The sequence below is a fragment of the Sanyastnella coralliicola genome (genome assembly GCF_030845195.1).
Lineage (GTDB): Bacteria > Bacteroidota > Bacteroidia > Flavobacteriales_D > Sanyastnellaceae > Sanyastnella > Sanyastnella coralliicola.
Map to the genome: position 1 here is coordinate 594,311 of NZ_CP132543.1, position 14,699 is coordinate 609,009.

Sequence of the window (14,699 nt, forward strand, 5' to 3'; positions counted from 1 at the left end):
ACAAACCGTGAGAACCCTTTGTACCATTCTACTGGGGTGCCTCCTGCTCATCGATCTCGGTCACTCGGCATTGCAACACTTTTACATGCCACTCGATGGAGATCTACCATGCGGAGTCATTCCTGACCACGACGTCCAGGCAGTGCTAGACGACCCACTTGGCTGGAAGGCCATGACCGACCAACGTCATGTCAATCCCAATCGTTTCTTTTCCCATGCTGCACTCTTTCATTTTTACCAAGAGGTACCGGTGCACCTTCATTCCTTCGTCGAACCAACGAACACGCCCTATCTAGCGAATGCCATACTCAAGACCATGCTACAACTGGCATTTGTCCTTGTCCTAACCCGACTCGTCATCGGTCGACAACGGTTTTTTCAACCTTCCACCTTTGCTATTGCACTACTCATTGAACTATGCTTCGTCAATTACGATTTCGGACTCGGGCTCGGCATCATTGATTCGGCGTCTAGCTATTTGTTCTTTTATGCGATTCCGCTGTTCTTTTTCCTGTGGTTTGTTTCGCCAATGGCGGAACGCTTCGCTTCCCTCAAGCGCATTCCTACCTATCGAGCAGTTTTAGGAATAATATTGATCCCTGCGCTCTTTTTAAGCGGCCCACTTAACCCAGCGATTCTATTAGTGCTCTTTGCCTCATTTGCTATTGCGGTTATCTTTCCTTCGTTTCGTTCATATCTCTTCCCTCATGGCTTCCCATACCTGTCAGGACTCGAACACTCACTGTTCTTCATTAGCGTCTTATTCGCCGCCTATTCCTTCTATCTCGGCCTCTTTGATACCATCGCCTCCGCCCAAGCGATCCCGGTAAGTGAACGATACTATCGTTGGTTATTTGGTGTACAAAATCAGTTGCTGAGTAAAACGACCTTCCATGTGCTACTCGGAGGTATCTTACTCTCTTCATTGACACTACGTTTGTTCACTTCACTAGCGTGGAAGGGGTTTAGTCGTTTGTGTTTATTCCTCGGTCTATTTTCTATTCTCTATATCGTCCTGCTCCCTTTGGGAGGCTTCAGAGTATGGCGTCCAGAGATACTACGCAACGATGTCCTTAGTCCAGTAACCATCGCACTGATCATTTGCCTAGCACGAGGATGCTGGTTAATCCTAACAGAAGTGAAAGCGATTCGAGTTCGAACGATCAGCACCGCATTGATTTTCCCTGCCATCCTCTACTTAGGGTTCAATGACAAGTTGGTTACCACCTTCTATGACTGCCAACAAGAAGCACTGCAACAAATCGCCAATAGCAAAGGCCAAACAGTCATCATCTCAGGAGACTGCACCCTTGCCCATTGGTGGCTAGTCAAAGACCCAGAAGAATCAAGAAATGCTATGCAAATGTTAGAGTTGTGGGAGATAGCAGGGGAGGCAGAGGTGTTTGTGCAGGAGTGAGTTTTTGGTGGACGGTAGACGGTGGACGGTGGACGGTTGACTGGGGAATAATGAATAATAAATAATGAATCGTGAATTGGTGGACTGTGGACTGTGGACTGTGGACCGTGGACAGAACTTAACTAACCATGCTATCCGACTGAGTCGGACTGACCATGCTACCGCCGTAGGCGGACTGACCATGCTACCGCCGCAGGCGGACTAATCCTAATTCCGGCGTCCGGCATCCGGCGTCCGTTCTATTTGCATGCCAAGAGTCGATTAAGCACCTTTCGCCATTTCGCCATTTCGCCATTTCGCCATTTCGCCATTTCGCCATTTCGCCATTTCGCCATTTCGCCATTTCGCCCTTAAGCCCAGGACCAGGAGAGAAAAACCACATTTGACGGGCTATTCAATTTTTTACGCCTAACTTTGAGTAAACACAGAGAAATTAGTAGTGGACATAGATCGCGTGGTATTATCAGCGAAGCAGAAAGCGCTTCGGATAAACTTGAATCAAGACCTTTACGGGACCTTTGCTGAAATTGGAGCAGGACAAGAAGTTGTGCGTCATTTCTTCCAGGCTGGAGGGGCATCAGGAACGATCGCGAAGACGATCTCGGCTTACGACAAGGATTTCAGTGATGCGATCTATGGTCAAGAGAACAAAGGTCGCTATGTGTGTAAACCTCGATTGGCGAAAATGCTCGATTACGAGTACAACTTGATCGAGGAGCGTTTAACACGCGACAAGCACCCAACAAAACGATTCTTTGCTTTTGCAAACACCGTTGCTACCATCAACTTCCATAAGACCATTCAAGGTCATGGTTGGTTTGGAGTAAAATTCCAGACGGAACCTGGGAAGGCAGCGAACTCTGTGATTCTTCACGTTCGGTTCCATGAGAATGATGCGCTTTTGCAGCAGGCCTCTGGTGGTGTGCTTGGAGTGAACCTCATTTACGGTTGTTTCTTCTTCTACAAGAAGCCAAAAGACCTCTTGAAGAGTCTGTATGATAACCTCGACCGTGATCAGATTGAGATCGACATGATCCAAATGACAGGTCCGGATTTCGAAGACGTCGACAACCGCTTGATGAGTTTGCAGCTGGTGAAGAACGGCATGACCGATGCAGTAATCTTCTCACCTGACGGACGAAACCTTCAGGCTGCTGACCTACTTTATAAAAAGAATATCCTCGCGATTCGCGGAAGCTTCCGTCCAGTGACGAAGGTGAACATCGATATGATCATGAAAGGTTATAAGATGTTCGAGGCCGAGAATCGTGTCGACCCAGATAACATCCAGGTTCTGTTTGAAATTACCCTCAACAACCTGAAAGCCGATGGTGACATTGACGAAAAAGACTTCCTTGACCGAGCAGACATTCTGTGCTCGCTAGGGCAGACCGTATTGATCTCAAACTACCAGAAGTACTACAAGCTGGTAGAATACTTCTCTCGATACACGAAGAAGCGTATGGGATTGATCATGGGAACCAACAACCTTCTGGATGTCTTTAACGAGAAATACTACCGAAACCTGAATGGAGGTATTCTAGAAGCCTTCGGTATCCTATTCTCTCGAGATCTTAAGATGTACCTCTACCCATGGCGCGATAGCATCTCTGGTGAACTCCTTATCACCGATAATGCTCCTATCTACCCACGATTGAAACCGCTTTATGATTACTTGATCTTTAACAAGCGTATCATTGATATCGAAGACTACGATAAAGACATCCTCGATATCTACTCACGCGAATGCCTTGAAATGATCCGCGAAGGTTCAGAGGGCTGGGAAGACATGGTACCGACTTACGTTGATACGATTATTAAGGATAAGCGGTTGTTTGGGTACTCGGAGGATGCGAACGCGGTGAAGACTAGTAGTTGAATAGGCCACCTGCGGCGGTTAGCATGATTAGTCTGCCTTCGGCAGTAGTGTGATTAGTCTGCCTTCGGCAGTAGTGTGATTAGTCTGCCTTCGGCAGTAGCATGATTAGTCCGCCTGTGGCGGGAGTGTGATTAGTTATTTTCCGTCCACCGTCCACCGTCCACCGTCCACCGTCCACCGTCTACTATTTCTGAATTTACTATTTAGCATTCTTGAGTGTTTTCTTGAGGCCGGTGAGCATCTTGTTAATTTCGATACTCTTGGCTTGGAGTTCTTTGACAACTGAGGGTTCAAGGATCTCGTAATCGAGATAGGCATAAAGATGACTTCTAATTTCTGAACTGGACCCTGATGCCATATCTATGAACCTAGCATAGTCTGCTTTGGTGCCTCTGGATGATCCTTCTGCGATATTTGACATCACACTATTGCTGGCGCGTTTGATTTGGCGGTTTAAGTCGTAGTCAGTTTTGGAGGCTGGAATTTTATCAAGCTCCAACTTAATACGCTTGTTTAACGAACGTGCCTTTTGCCAAACGACCAACGATTCAAATGTTCTTGCCATTTTTATCTAAGATGCCTAGGAGGTAAGACTTTATGAAATTTATTTTTCCATCGTCAACCAAAACTTTATACTCGAGTGATTGCACATTGTAGATCATCAAAACGCACCCAAAAAACTAACCGCTTTAAACCGACTGATCATGCTACTGCCGAAGGCAGACTAATCATGCTAACCATGCTAACCCCTAAATCATGCTAACCATGCTAACCCCTAAATCATGCTCCCTTTCCAAACCCAAAGACTAGAACTCAGAGAATTCCTAAGTTCGGACGCTCCCTATTTTTTCAAAATGAATAACGACGCCGAAGTTCAGCGTTTCACCGGCGATGGTGCCTTTGAAAGTGTGGCGGCAACACGTGCGTTTATTGAGGCGTATGACGCTTATGATAAATGGGGATTCGGCAGGTGGACTGTCGTTCGGAAAGCGGACGGTGCAGTGATGGGATGGTGCGGATTAAAAGATCATCCTGAAGAAGGATACGTTGACCTAGGGTTCCGTTTGCTACCTGAGTATCGTGGGAATGGTTATGCTACTGAAGCTGGGAAGGCGTGTATTGAGTGGGCATGGGAGAACGGTATTCCGAGACTCGCAGGACGAGTGATGGAGGAGAACGTTAAGTCTATTCGTGTTCTTGAGAAGTTAGGGTTTGGAAACTGGCAAGTGCTTGAAGCGGATGAGCATTGTGGTCTAATCTCGATCATCGAGAATCCCAAGTTATCTTCTATGTAGTTTGAATCCGATTTCACGTCCCATCCCTTGGAACATAGCTAGGTTAATCCAGAAGCGCGCGAAATTCTCCATCTGATCAAACTGATCTTCTCCGCCAATATCATAACATTCTGCAAAGCCTGCATCTCGAGCTAAGGATGCTACGGTCTCTTTGGCTTCAGAGCTTGCACCACACATGAAAAGATCAAGATGTACATCGCCATAAGTAGCATCTTTCATATTGTTGAAGCCGGTGGTATTAAAGCACTTTACAATGTGTGCTCCTTCTGTATGATCTGTGAGTGCCTGCGCAGTGTTTGAATACCCTTCTGGACCATTGCCGCGGACAATATTCATGACGTCGATAATGATCTTGCCTTGGACATTCTTCAATTGCGAGCACAATTCTACTGCGTATGGCGCACCAATGGCAACAAGGATGACCTCTGCACTTTGTACGCTTTCTTCAATACCCGTAACCTGCATTGATTCAATCCCTTGAAGTGCGTTGCCTTTAAAGTTGTTAGTGTCGCGAACACCGAGTGTAATATCATGACCTTTGGCAAGCCATTTTTCAGCAAGTGTGCCGCCTACATTCCCTGTTCCGATGATGGTGATTTTCATGAAGTCTGATGTATAGAATTGATCTTAGGTAAAAGTTAAAAAGCTTTGCGGACAAAGACCCCTGGAAGCTCTTTTCCCTGGGTGAATTCATTTCCGATGCTGCTGACGTTGTAGCCGATTCCGACTTGAGCTCCTTTGAGTGTGATTCCAGCTCTTAGTCCAATGAAGCTGAATCGATGGCCGCTTTCGCGCCACATCGTGAACAATTCCGCGCTAGCGTAAAATGGAATACTCTTAATCTCAGGGTACCAACGGGCAATGGTAAACCAACGATAACTCCCTTTCAATTTAAAGTCGGTAAAGACTTGCGAGAAAATGGATCCTTTGACTGATCCTTTGAAGAAGTGTACCCCGAAGAAATTGTCATTCCCACCATTGGAGATGCTACCGATGACTGTGGGACCGACATGCCAGCTCGTGGTGTAATTCAAAAAGAGACCGCTGAAGTAATTGGCTGATCCATCATCCAACTGGATCTCTGCGCGTGTGCGGAAGAAAGTTGAAACACGATTCGCCTTTTCAAATTGCGTTAGGAACTGTACATCGGCAAATGAAGCCTCTGTTCCTTGGAGCAATTCAAGACTTTGCGCTTCCGCGCTAGCGAAAACAGCGACAAATAGAAATGAAAGCAGGTAACGCATAACAAGAGGAAGGGGGGATTGCTCCCCCCTGATGAATTACTGAGTCAATAGCTCTACTACGAGACGAGCCGCCGCTGCACCCGAGTTCTGTTGCTGTCCTGTTATCAAGTTTCCATCCGCGATAGCGTATGAAGAAAAAGGAGCTGCCACCTTGAAGTTCGTGCCTTCAATCTTGCTTGCCTCTTCTTGAATACGGTAAGGCTGGATCTTCTGACCCACAGCTTGGTCAGCAAAGTCTTCTTCTGCATCTGCAAAACCTGTCCAAGTCTTGTTATTCACCAAAAGCTCTCCATTGGAAGTAGTTGCTTCCAGAAGTAGTGTGGTGCTGTGACACACTGCAGAACTTGGCTTTCCGCTCTCGTAGAAATCCGCGAAGAGCTTCTCCAAATCATGATTTCCACGGAAAGTGTACATTGGTGCTTGTCCGCCGACGAGGAAGATGGCATCATATTCATCTGCGTTGACTTCTGTTATTTTCTTGGTGTTCTCTAGCATTTGATTGAACCAATCAAGCTGCATGTAGCCAAGCGAGATGACATCATGTGCAGAGTAACCACTCGCATCTGTTGGGTTCGAGTAGCCATCCATGACAATCTTTCCACCTTCTGTTGATGCAAGTTCTACTTCATAACCTGCTTCCTGGAATACGTGCAAGGGGTGTGTGAGCTCTGCCGCCCAAAAGCCAATGGGCCATCCTGTTTGTTCTGATACTGAAGGACTACTTGCCACCATGAGGATCTTTCCTTTGAAAGGCATTCCGTGAGCGTGGACGTAGTGTTCCGTTTCAGTGATTGACTTAGTCATAGTCATTTCTGAATCTGTAGTTGACGTTGACGCTTCAGCAGTGTTGTCTACTTGAGCGTGGTTGGTGCAAGACACAAATAGAAGTGTGATGACACCGATAAAACTGAGTTGCATTTTCATTGAGTTGATTTCTTTATGCAAATCTCAGACGGTATCGTACTTTTGGCAAGAGACTTTCCTATAATAGTGCTACTATCAAATAGGTTAGTAATGAGTATATCAATGAGTTATGCCTGAGTTTCTATACAAGAACAAACTGTACTACAACCCTGTGGAGTTCGCCATGGATCGAATTGGGGGTACATGGAAGATGCCAATTATCTGGCGTTTGAAAGATCGAACCTATCGATATGGTGAGTTGAAGAAGTCTATTCCTCACATCACTGACAAGATGCTAACAACTCAGCTTCGCATCTTGGAAGAAGAGGGCTTCGTAGAAAGAAAAGTATACGCAGTAGTGCCTCCGAAAGTGGAGTATTCAATGACCGAGAAAGGCAAGACCTGCATTCCTTTGGTCGAGAAAATTAGAGAGTACGGCCTATTCCTGATGGATCTCGAGGGAATAGAACACGAAGAATAGAATGGGTGCTTATTTCAGCACCGCATTCATTTGAATATCAACTGAGCTCAACGCTTTCGAAATCGGACAACCGTTCTTTGCATTATTGGCTAGTTCCATGAACTTGTCATTATCAAGCCCTGGAACCTTCGCCTGGAGATCAAGAACAATCTTTGTTACTCCAAAGTCATTCCCCCCCACGTTTTCCAAGGTAACGGTACACTTCGTTTCCAACATCTCTGCTTCGTATCCAGCACCAACCAACTGAAAGCTCAATGCCATATTAAAGCATCCGGCGTGTGACGCTGCAAGTAGCTCTTCTGGGTTCGTTCCAGAACGTCCTTCCTCGTCTTCAAAACGCATCTTGAATGAGTATGGCGTCTCGTTCAATACTCCACTTGTCACGGTCAATTGTCCTTTACCTTCAAGTCCTGATCCTTGCCAAGTAGAAATGGCTCTTCTGTTCATCATGGTGAAATAGATTAAGTGTATGGAACAAGAACAGGAATTTTGGGGGAATGTTCCGTGGGGGTGTTGAAATCACTCTTTTCTCAATTAGGGCGAAATGGCGAAAAGGCGAAAAGGCGAAATGGCTAAAGGTGCTTAACCTACTCTTGGCACGCAAATAGAACGGACGCCGGATGCCGGAAGCCGGGATTAGCATGATCAGTCCGCCTGCGGCGGTTAGCATGATTAGCATGGTTAGTTAGGTTCTGTCCACTGTCCACTGTCCACCGTCAACCAATCTAATCCCAAGTCTTCGGCCTACCCGCCGGGCCTTCGCAATTCCGGTACCCGTTCTTCCCGAAGATCCAGCCAAATACCACATTCACCTGGCTGAAGCCGAATTGTTGGCTGGCGCGATCACTTTCGCGGATGGTAGTGCGGATGTCTGGCATATTCATCCAACCGAGTTTGCCTTCGAATTGGACGATGAAGTGTCCTTTAATGAGCGTGCGGAGACCGCCGACAGCACCGAAACCGTAGCCGGCCCAGTGGAAGTCGTCGTAGCGTTCGATGTTGAGGAGGGTGCAGTTGGTCTTTGGGTAGAGACCACCCACGCTTAACCCACCGAAGGCGCTGAAATCAAAGAATTGATTCATGTATGAAGGCGAGCTGAATCGACCTTCAATGTTGATGTAGTTCAGTCCGTCAGTATGCTCGAACTCTACGAATTTCGGTCCGATGTACACTTCTTGGTTATCGTAGTTGCCGTCGTAATTACTACCAGTGCGGATGTAGCCGTCGATGTTCACGATCTGCGTTCGCGCCATGACGTACTTCATATGATCGATTCCAGCTGAAAGCTCGAAGCGGTCGGTCAAGTAGTAACCAACTCGGAAGTTGTATTGTGGGGTTGTTGCCCACTTCGGATTGAAGTAGATACGCGGAAGGAAAGTTGTTTGATTGTCACTGGCATCTACATCATACATGGTGAAGTCATGATCATCGCCGAAAAAGCGAATGTCTGATTCTGTGTATGCACTGCGATTCCACCCCCAGTAGAAGTAAAACCGTCCTTTATTGACCTTATTCTTCTCCCATCTGAACTGCTCTTGCGCCTCAAGTGTTGAAGTCAGTGTGAGCAATATTAAGAGTCCGATTATGTTCAGCGAAGTCTTTCCCATCCAGCCCGCAAAGGTAAATCTTTGCGCTTACCTTTACACCCGATGAAGATACGAATGCTCGGTACGGGAACATCGCAAGGGGTGCCAGTCATTGCCTGCGATTGTGAAGTGTGCACATCCACTGATTCTCGCGATAAACGCTTGCGTTCCTCTATCCAAATTTCTGAGGGCGACACCAATATTGTCATCGATACCGGACCTGATTTCCGCCAGCAAATGCTCGCCAGTGGAATCAAGAACTTGGATGCAGTAGTCTTCACACATGAACACAAAGATCACATCGCTGGTCTCGATGATATCCGTGCCTTCAACTTCCGTCAGAAGAAAGACATGGATGTCTACGCTACGGAACGAGTACAAGAGGCATTGAAACGCGAATTCCATTATGTATTCGCGCCAATCCGTTATCCAGGCATCCCTCAAATCGCGCTGAAGACCATTGATTTGACCCCTTTTGAAATCAATGGTATTGAGTTCATCCCTATCGAAGTGATGCACCACAAGCTCCCGGTCATGGCCTTCCGTATCGGTGATTTCGCCTATGTTACTGATGCTAATTCTATCGCTAGCGCGGAACTCAACAAGTTGCGTGGTGTCAAAACACTCGTCATCAATGCTCTCCGAAAGGAAACTCACATCTCTCACTTCAACCTCGAAGAAGCGCTAGAGATCATCTCCATCATCAAACCAGAACGAGCGTACTTGACACACATTAGTCATCTATTAGGAAAGCACGAAGACATTTCAAAGGAGTTGCCGGAAGGGGTGGAGTTGGCCTACGATGGACTTGAGTTTACTGTTTAAAGGGCGAACGGGCTAAAGGGCGAAATGGCTAACGGAGTCTTGGGCATATGGCGTAAGGCTTAAGGCCTAAGTTGGCTAAAGGGCGAAAAGGCGAAATGGCCAACGAGGTTCGGGCATATGGCCTATGGCTTAAGGCCTAAGTCGGCTAAAGGGCGAAATGGCGAAATGGCGAAATGTTATTTGAGTATTCGGAGAGAAAGACAAACTAAAATCGGATGCCGGACGCCGGATGCCGGAGTTAGCATGATTAGTTCCGCCTGCGGCGGATAGCACGTTCAGGCTGGTTCTGTCCACAGTCCACGGTCCACTGTCTACCATCAGATTTAGGGGTGTTCTCAGCAAAGCTCAATCTAAAATCGGATGCCGGACGCCGGATGCCGGACATAGCATGATTAGTTCCGCCTAAGGCGGATAGAATGATCAGGCTGGTTCTGTCCACAGTCCACAGTCCACCGTCCACCATTTCAGAGACTGCACTTCGTAAAACGATATCTCGTATTCTCCACGAACCACGAACCACGAACCACGAACCACGAACCACGAACCGAATTTTCGTCACCTGTAAAACAATGTCCAACACACACAAAGTCGTGCGGTATTAAACGTTTAAAGTGCTAGGAAACAGATGGTTTGAGTCTAAATTGTGCCTGCGTCTGGGGGTGGGTGGGCCCGCGGCAGCGATGGGCTCAAGGTGGGTGGTGGTTTCTTTTTTTTTTAAGGCTAAAAGGCTAAAAGGCTAAAAGGCTAAATGGCAAAATGGCAAAATGGCGAAATGGCTAACGGGGTTTGGGCATATGGCGTAAGGCTTAAGGCCTAAGTCGGTAAAAGGGGCTTAAGGGCGAAATGGCGAAATGGCGAAATGTTTTAGGGGTGTTCGCAGCTTAGCTCAATCTAAAAACGGATGCCGGATGCCGGATGCCGGACATAGCATGATTAGTTCCGCCTGCGGCGGTAGCATGGTCAGCCCGCCTGCGGCGGATAGCACGTTCAGGCTGGTTCTGTCCACAGTCCACGGTCCACTGTCTACCATCTGATTTAGGGGTGTTCTCAGCAAAGCTCAATCTAAAATCGGATGCCGGACGCCGGATTCCGGACATAGCATGATTAGTTCCGCCTGCGGCGGATAGCACGTTCAGGCTGGTTCTGTCCACAGTCCACGGTCCACTGTCTACCATCTGATTTAGGGGTGTTCTCAGCAAAGCTCAATCTAAAATCGGATGCCGGACGCCGGATGCCGGACATAGCATGATTAGTTCCGCCTGCGGCGGTAGCATGGTCAGCCCGCCTGCGGCGGATAGCACGTTCAGGCTGGTTCTGTCCACAGTCCACGGTCCACTGTCTACCATCAGATTTAGGGGTGTTCTCAGCAAAGCTCAATCTAAAAACGGATGCCGGACGCCGAATGCCGGACATAGCATGATTAGTTCCTCCTAAGGCGGATAGCATGATCAGGCTGGTTCTGTCCACAGTCCACCGTCCACAGTCTACCTTTTCAGAGACTGCACTCCGTAAAACGATATCTCGTATTCTCCACGAACCACGAACCACGTACTAGGTCCGTTAAAGAATTTTAACAGCTCGAATGCTTGCATACTATTTCAGAGTTCGCATCTTAGTCTCAACATTAATTCTTAGAACTCATGATAAGTACACTACTGCAAGCGCGGGTATTCCGTGCGGTGCGAGAGGAAAATCACATGTCTCTCCGTGAAATGGCCCAAGCTCTTGGATGCTGCCATTCTACACTCCAACGAATTGAACGTAATAACTATGCTGCTCCAAGCGAAGTGGTGAAGGCCCTGGAAAAATTGACCGGGACACCCATTGAAACGCTGCGCAAATTGGTGGCGAAGGAGACCTCTGGGGTCGACTTAAACGCTCCGATTAAATTGGCGGTGGAGTTGGATCAGATGGAACTCAAAGATTTGGAGTACCTACGTTCTACTTGGATAGCCGACAAGGAAGACCTTCGAGAGAAGGCGGCTACCCAACGCTACAAACTGATGAAACGCGTGGGGAAGACCGAACAACGTCAGGCGGATATCGACGAGCTGAATCTTCAGATTGCGCACTTCGACAAGCTCATAGAATTGAGCAAAGCATCTGGAAATGACGATCAATTGGCCTTTTGTAAAACGATGATGCGCTCTTGTTACGAGCAACTCTCGAAAATTGATTCTTCTCGAGGAATGACCTCACCCAGAGAAGTACAAAAGTCGTTGCATAAGATCGACCTCATGCTGATGGAAGCGGATTTCCTCGAAGGCAAGGTCAAGCAAATCGAAGGCTTGATCAATCGCAAGAAAGCCGATACCGTGCGCAGCTCAATGAAGAAAGTGTCGGATCCTTCCAAGGCACTGACCATTGTGAAGCCGACCGTCACTGAAACGACAAACGATTCCGCGCTAGCGACATTAGCAGAACCAGAAGAAACCGATCACATCTTGGTGTTGCCAAACCAATTCAACCGGCAACAAGGAAAATCACGACGCATTCCACCTACACAGGCAGAATTGCAAGTGATGCTGCGGCAAATGATCTCGTAGCCCCCTCATCTCACCAAATAAAACCAACATAGTAACTGCAGGAAAGAGGCAGCTAGCCCTGCTATTGCCCAAACTTTCCTTCGATTAAATACAGAACAATGCAAAAACTTAAGTTCACACAGGACCGTGGCTCTCTCTTCTACAAGGAACTGAGAGAACGCGTTGACGCCTATTTCACCGAACGGAACATTCCGAAGACGGGGAACCGACGTTTCAAGTTGAAAATGTTCTTCTACCTCGCGATGAATGTCGTGCTCTATACATTAATGATTACTTCAGGTAGCTTGATTGCATTTTATGCGTTCTACCTTGGAATGGGGATCTCGGTCTTGCTGACCGCCTTCAATATTTCTCATGATGCCTCGCATCAAGTGGCAGTGAAGAGTAAATTTTGGAACAAGATTCTGTTCCAGATCTCCTTTAATCTGCAAGGTAATAACGCCTACGTCTGGGGGAAACACCACACGGAATCACATCACCTCTACACCAATGTGGAAGGGAGTGATATCGACGTGTTGAATAACCCGCTTTTTCGAATGACAGAAACGCAGGAACTGAAATGGTTCCATCGCTTTCAATGGTTGTACGCGCCGGTTCTCTACCTCTTGTATTCGATCAATTGGTTCTTGTTCCGCGACACCTTGATGTTGATCAATTACTCGAGTCGAACCATCAATATCGATATACCGAAAATAGAAGTGTTCAAACTCTTGTTGTTCAAGGTGCTTTACATCGGCTACATGATCATCCTTCCAATCATGGTGCTGCCATTCGGTTGGGAACATGCGATCATTGCCTTTGTGGCGAATCACTTCTTGGTCTCGTTGATTTTTGTGGGAGTCCTCGGTGTTTCGCACGTCTCTGATTTTGTAAGCCACCCAGAACCCAATGCCGACGGAAGCCTAGAAATGAGCTGGCCGATGTTGCAAATGAAGACTTCAGTCGACTACAATTCTGATAGTCGATTCTGTAACTTCATTCTGGGTGGTTTCAATGCACATGCCCTGCATCATCTGTTGCCGAATGTATGTCATATTCACTACCGTGAGATCCTTCCGATCTTCCGTGAATTGGCAGAGAAGCATGAGGTAACTTATATGGAGATGCCTTACGGACAGGCACTCAAATCACACTTTCGCCATCTGAAGAATATGGGGAAGCATACGAACTATCAAATCCGTGAGTATGCGAAATAAACACCTCCATATCGCCAAAGACAGTCAGTTGCTGAAGTTAATTCGCACCTCTGTCAGAGAAGGTCTAGACCAATCTAGATCACGATTAATCATACTACTCACCCTGAAGTTCATCGTGTTCTTTGGAGGTGCCGTAGCCTGCTATTCACTCTTGTTCAGTGAATTAAGTACATCCCTATTCATCCTCAGTTATACCGGATTCGGCTTGTGCACGATCTTGTTTGCTTTCAATTTTGCGCATGACTTCTCCCACAACACCGTGTGGAGAGGGGATAAGTGGAATCACTACTGCTTTGTAGCCATTTACACTTTGGTTGGCGCTCACGCGGAAGCCTGGAGAGAACGTCATGTGAATTCACATCACTTCGCTCCCAACGTAAAGGAGTACGACTCCGACCTCCAGATCACCAGTCTGATTCGAGTTTCTCCCGACATGCCCAAGCGCTGGTACCATCGTTTTCAGATCGTTTATGCCCCCATCGCATACACGACTTATTCGCTCTACTGGATCTTCGTGAAAGATGCATTGATCTTCATTCACGAACTCAAGAGCGGACGAATGACCGGAAAGTACTTTAGTGGCTTCTTCCTTCAAAAGGTGTTTTACGTTGCCTACTTGTTGGTGCTTCCTCTCGTCCTTGCCCCTCAAGCATGGTGGCTCATCGTCGTCGGTTTCTTGATCATGCACCTGGTGCAATCGATCTTCCTCTTGCTCACTTTCTTCATGACTCACCATGTAGAAAGCACCGCCTACCCAGAAACCACTGAAGATGGAATCATCCAAGAATCGTGGCTAATGAATCAAGTGAAAAGCTCCAATGATATGCACCCTTTCAGTGAACTCGCAAACTTCATCCTGGGAGGGTTCAACAATCACATCGCCCATCACTTGTTCCCACACATTCACCATGTCTACTATCCTCAACTCAACCGGATTCTCTACGGTGTACTACTCGCCCACGGAGTCAGACCCAATCAGACGAGTTATTTGGGTGGGGTGGTGAGTCATTTGAAACTACTCAATTCTCTGGGGCGCAGGGGCTAAAAGGCGAAATGGCGAAATGGCGAAATGGATTGGGCTTAGGGCTTATGGCTTAAGGCGTAGGGATGACCGGCTAAATGGCTAAATGTTTGAGGGGGTACTCCGAATGAAGACCTGTTCGAAATCGGATGCCGGACGCCGGATGCCGGAACTAGCATGATTAGGCCGCCTTCGGCGGATAGCATGGTTAATTAGGTTCGAACCGCGAACCACGAACCACGAACCACGAACCACAATCCGCAATCCGCGCTCCGCGTTCCGCGCTCCGCGTTCCGCGTTCCGCGC

General features: G+C 47.4%; 14 protein-coding genes. 8 read left to right on the forward strand and 6 right to left on the reverse strand.

Translation table 11 applies throughout. From position 1 onward, the window contains the following. Nucleotides 1–7 precede the first annotated feature (7 nt). Nucleotides 8–1,417 (forward strand): hypothetical protein, encoded by a 1,410-nt coding sequence (locus RA156_RS02505; RefSeq protein ID WP_306642507.1) that lies wholly within the window; start codon nucleotides 8–10, stop codon nucleotides 1,415–1,417. 439 nt (nucleotides 1,418–1,856) lie between these two features. After that, nucleotides 1,857–3,296, forward strand: coding sequence for a hypothetical protein (locus RA156_RS02510; protein ID WP_306642509.1), 1,440 nt, complete (start codon nucleotides 1,857–1,859; stop codon nucleotides 3,294–3,296). Between the two features lie 199 nt (nucleotides 3,297–3,495). Here the strand turns inward: RA156_RS02510 and RA156_RS02515 are convergent, their stop codons facing one another. Further along, nucleotides 3,496–3,861: a four helix bundle protein gene (locus RA156_RS02515; protein ID WP_306642512.1), complete on the reverse strand. Its 366-nt coding sequence runs from the start codon at nucleotides 3,859–3,861 to the stop codon at nucleotides 3,496–3,498. Nucleotides 3,862–4,150: 289 nt separating this feature from the next. Here RA156_RS02515 and RA156_RS02520 point away from each other — a divergent pair, with 289 nt between their 5' ends. Then, nucleotides 4,151–4,591 (forward strand): GNAT family N-acetyltransferase, encoded by a 441-nt coding sequence (locus tag RA156_RS02520; RefSeq protein WP_306642514.1) that lies wholly within the window; start codon nucleotides 4,151–4,153, stop codon nucleotides 4,589–4,591. Here RA156_RS02520 and RA156_RS02525 read toward each other — a convergent pair. From RA156_RS02525 to RA156_RS02535, 3 genes are read right to left on the reverse strand one after another with little or no spacing between them, the layout of a single operon-like run. Beyond that, nucleotides 4,577–5,194: an NADPH-dependent F420 reductase gene (locus tag RA156_RS02525; RefSeq protein ID WP_306642515.1), complete on the reverse strand. Its 618-nt coding sequence runs from the start codon at nucleotides 5,192–5,194 to the stop codon at nucleotides 4,577–4,579. The two genes, RA156_RS02520 and RA156_RS02525, sit on opposite strands and share 15 nt — an antisense overlap. Before the next feature lie 35 nt (nucleotides 5,195–5,229). Next, nucleotides 5,230–5,835: a hypothetical protein gene (locus tag RA156_RS02530; RefSeq protein WP_306642516.1), complete on the reverse strand. Its 606-nt coding sequence runs from the start codon at nucleotides 5,833–5,835 to the stop codon at nucleotides 5,230–5,232. Between the two features lie 36 nt (nucleotides 5,836–5,871). Then, nucleotides 5,872–6,759, reverse strand: coding sequence for a type 1 glutamine amidotransferase domain-containing protein (locus tag RA156_RS02535; RefSeq protein ID WP_306642517.1), 888 nt, complete (start codon nucleotides 6,757–6,759; stop codon nucleotides 5,872–5,874). A 109-nt stretch (nucleotides 6,760–6,868) separates the two neighbouring features. Here RA156_RS02535 and RA156_RS02540 point away from each other — a divergent pair, with 109 nt between their 5' ends. Further along, entirely contained in the window at nucleotides 6,869–7,219 is a 351-nt protein-coding gene (locus RA156_RS02540) for a winged helix-turn-helix transcriptional regulator (RefSeq protein WP_306642518.1), read from the forward strand. Between the two features lie 9 nt (nucleotides 7,220–7,228). On the opposite strand, the gene RA156_RS02545 is transcribed toward RA156_RS02540, so the two are convergent. Together RA156_RS02545 and RA156_RS02550 are read right to left on the reverse strand one after the other, a co-directional pair. Further along, nucleotides 7,229–7,669 carry an OsmC family protein gene (locus RA156_RS02545; RefSeq protein ID WP_306642519.1) on the reverse strand — a complete coding sequence of 147 codons (441 nt, stop codon included), beginning with the start codon at nucleotides 7,667–7,669 and terminating at the stop codon, nucleotides 7,229–7,231. A gap of 275 nt (nucleotides 7,670–7,944) precedes the next feature. Beyond that, entirely contained in the window at nucleotides 7,945–8,826 is an 882-nt protein-coding gene (locus RA156_RS02550; RefSeq protein WP_306642520.1) for a hypothetical protein, read from the reverse strand. Nucleotides 8,827–8,868: 42 nt separating this feature from the next. Between RA156_RS02550 and RA156_RS02555 the strand changes: the two genes are divergently transcribed. From RA156_RS02555 to RA156_RS02570, 4 genes are all read left to right on the forward strand, one after another. Next, entirely contained in the window at nucleotides 8,869–9,630 is a 762-nt protein-coding gene (locus RA156_RS02555; protein WP_306642521.1) for an MBL fold metallo-hydrolase, read from the forward strand. A gap of 1,640 nt (nucleotides 9,631–11,270) precedes the next feature. Beyond that, the gene (locus RA156_RS02560) at nucleotides 11,271–12,176 is read left to right on the forward strand and encodes a helix-turn-helix domain-containing protein (protein ID WP_306642522.1); all 906 of its coding nucleotides are present in this window, start codon (nucleotides 11,271–11,273) and stop codon (nucleotides 12,174–12,176) included. Between the two features lie 98 nt (nucleotides 12,177–12,274). Beyond that, nucleotides 12,275–13,372, forward strand: coding sequence for a fatty acid desaturase family protein (locus RA156_RS02565; RefSeq protein ID WP_306642524.1), 1,098 nt, complete (start codon nucleotides 12,275–12,277; stop codon nucleotides 13,370–13,372). Next, entirely contained in the window at nucleotides 13,362–14,417 is a 1,056-nt protein-coding gene (locus RA156_RS02570; RefSeq protein ID WP_306642526.1) for a fatty acid desaturase family protein, read from the forward strand. The genes RA156_RS02565 and RA156_RS02570 overlap by 11 nt, the downstream gene beginning before the upstream one ends. Nucleotides 14,418–14,699: the final 282 nt, after the last annotated feature.

Excerpts from the sequence above, each read along its gene's own strand:
- RA156_RS02515 (WP_306642512.1), bottom strand. The coding sequence starts at position 3,861 with ATGGCAAGAACATTTGAATCGTTGGTCGTTTGGCAAAAGGCACGTTCG.
- RA156_RS02560 (WP_306642522.1), top strand. The coding sequence starts at position 11,271 with ATGATAAGTACACTACTGCAAGCGCGGGTATTCCGTGCGGTGCGAGAG.
- RA156_RS02555 (WP_306642521.1), top strand. The coding sequence starts at position 8,869 with ATGAAGATACGAATGCTCGGTACGGGAACATCGCAAGGGGTGCCAGTC.
- RA156_RS02550 (WP_306642520.1), bottom strand. The coding sequence starts at position 8,826 with ATGGGAAAGACTTCGCTGAACATAATCGGACTCTTAATATTGCTCACA.
- RA156_RS02545 (WP_306642519.1), bottom strand. The coding sequence starts at position 7,669 with ATGATGAACAGAAGAGCCATTTCTACTTGGCAAGGATCAGGACTTGAA.
- RA156_RS02530 (WP_306642516.1), bottom strand. The coding sequence starts at position 5,835 with ATGCGTTACCTGCTTTCATTTCTATTTGTCGCTGTTTTCGCTAGCGCG.
- RA156_RS02535 (WP_306642517.1), bottom strand. The coding sequence starts at position 6,759 with ATGAAAATGCAACTCAGTTTTATCGGTGTCATCACACTTCTATTTGTG.
- RA156_RS02570 (WP_306642526.1), top strand. The coding sequence starts at position 13,362 with ATGCGAAATAAACACCTCCATATCGCCAAAGACAGTCAGTTGCTGAAG.
- RA156_RS02520 (WP_306642514.1), top strand. The coding sequence starts at position 4,151 with ATGAATAACGACGCCGAAGTTCAGCGTTTCACCGGCGATGGTGCCTTT.
- RA156_RS02525 (WP_306642515.1), bottom strand. The coding sequence starts at position 5,194 with ATGAAAATCACCATCATCGGAACAGGGAATGTAGGCGGCACACTTGCT.
- RA156_RS02540 (WP_306642518.1), top strand. The coding sequence starts at position 6,869 with ATGCCTGAGTTTCTATACAAGAACAAACTGTACTACAACCCTGTGGAG.
- RA156_RS02565 (WP_306642524.1), top strand. The coding sequence starts at position 12,275 with ATGCAAAAACTTAAGTTCACACAGGACCGTGGCTCTCTCTTCTACAAG.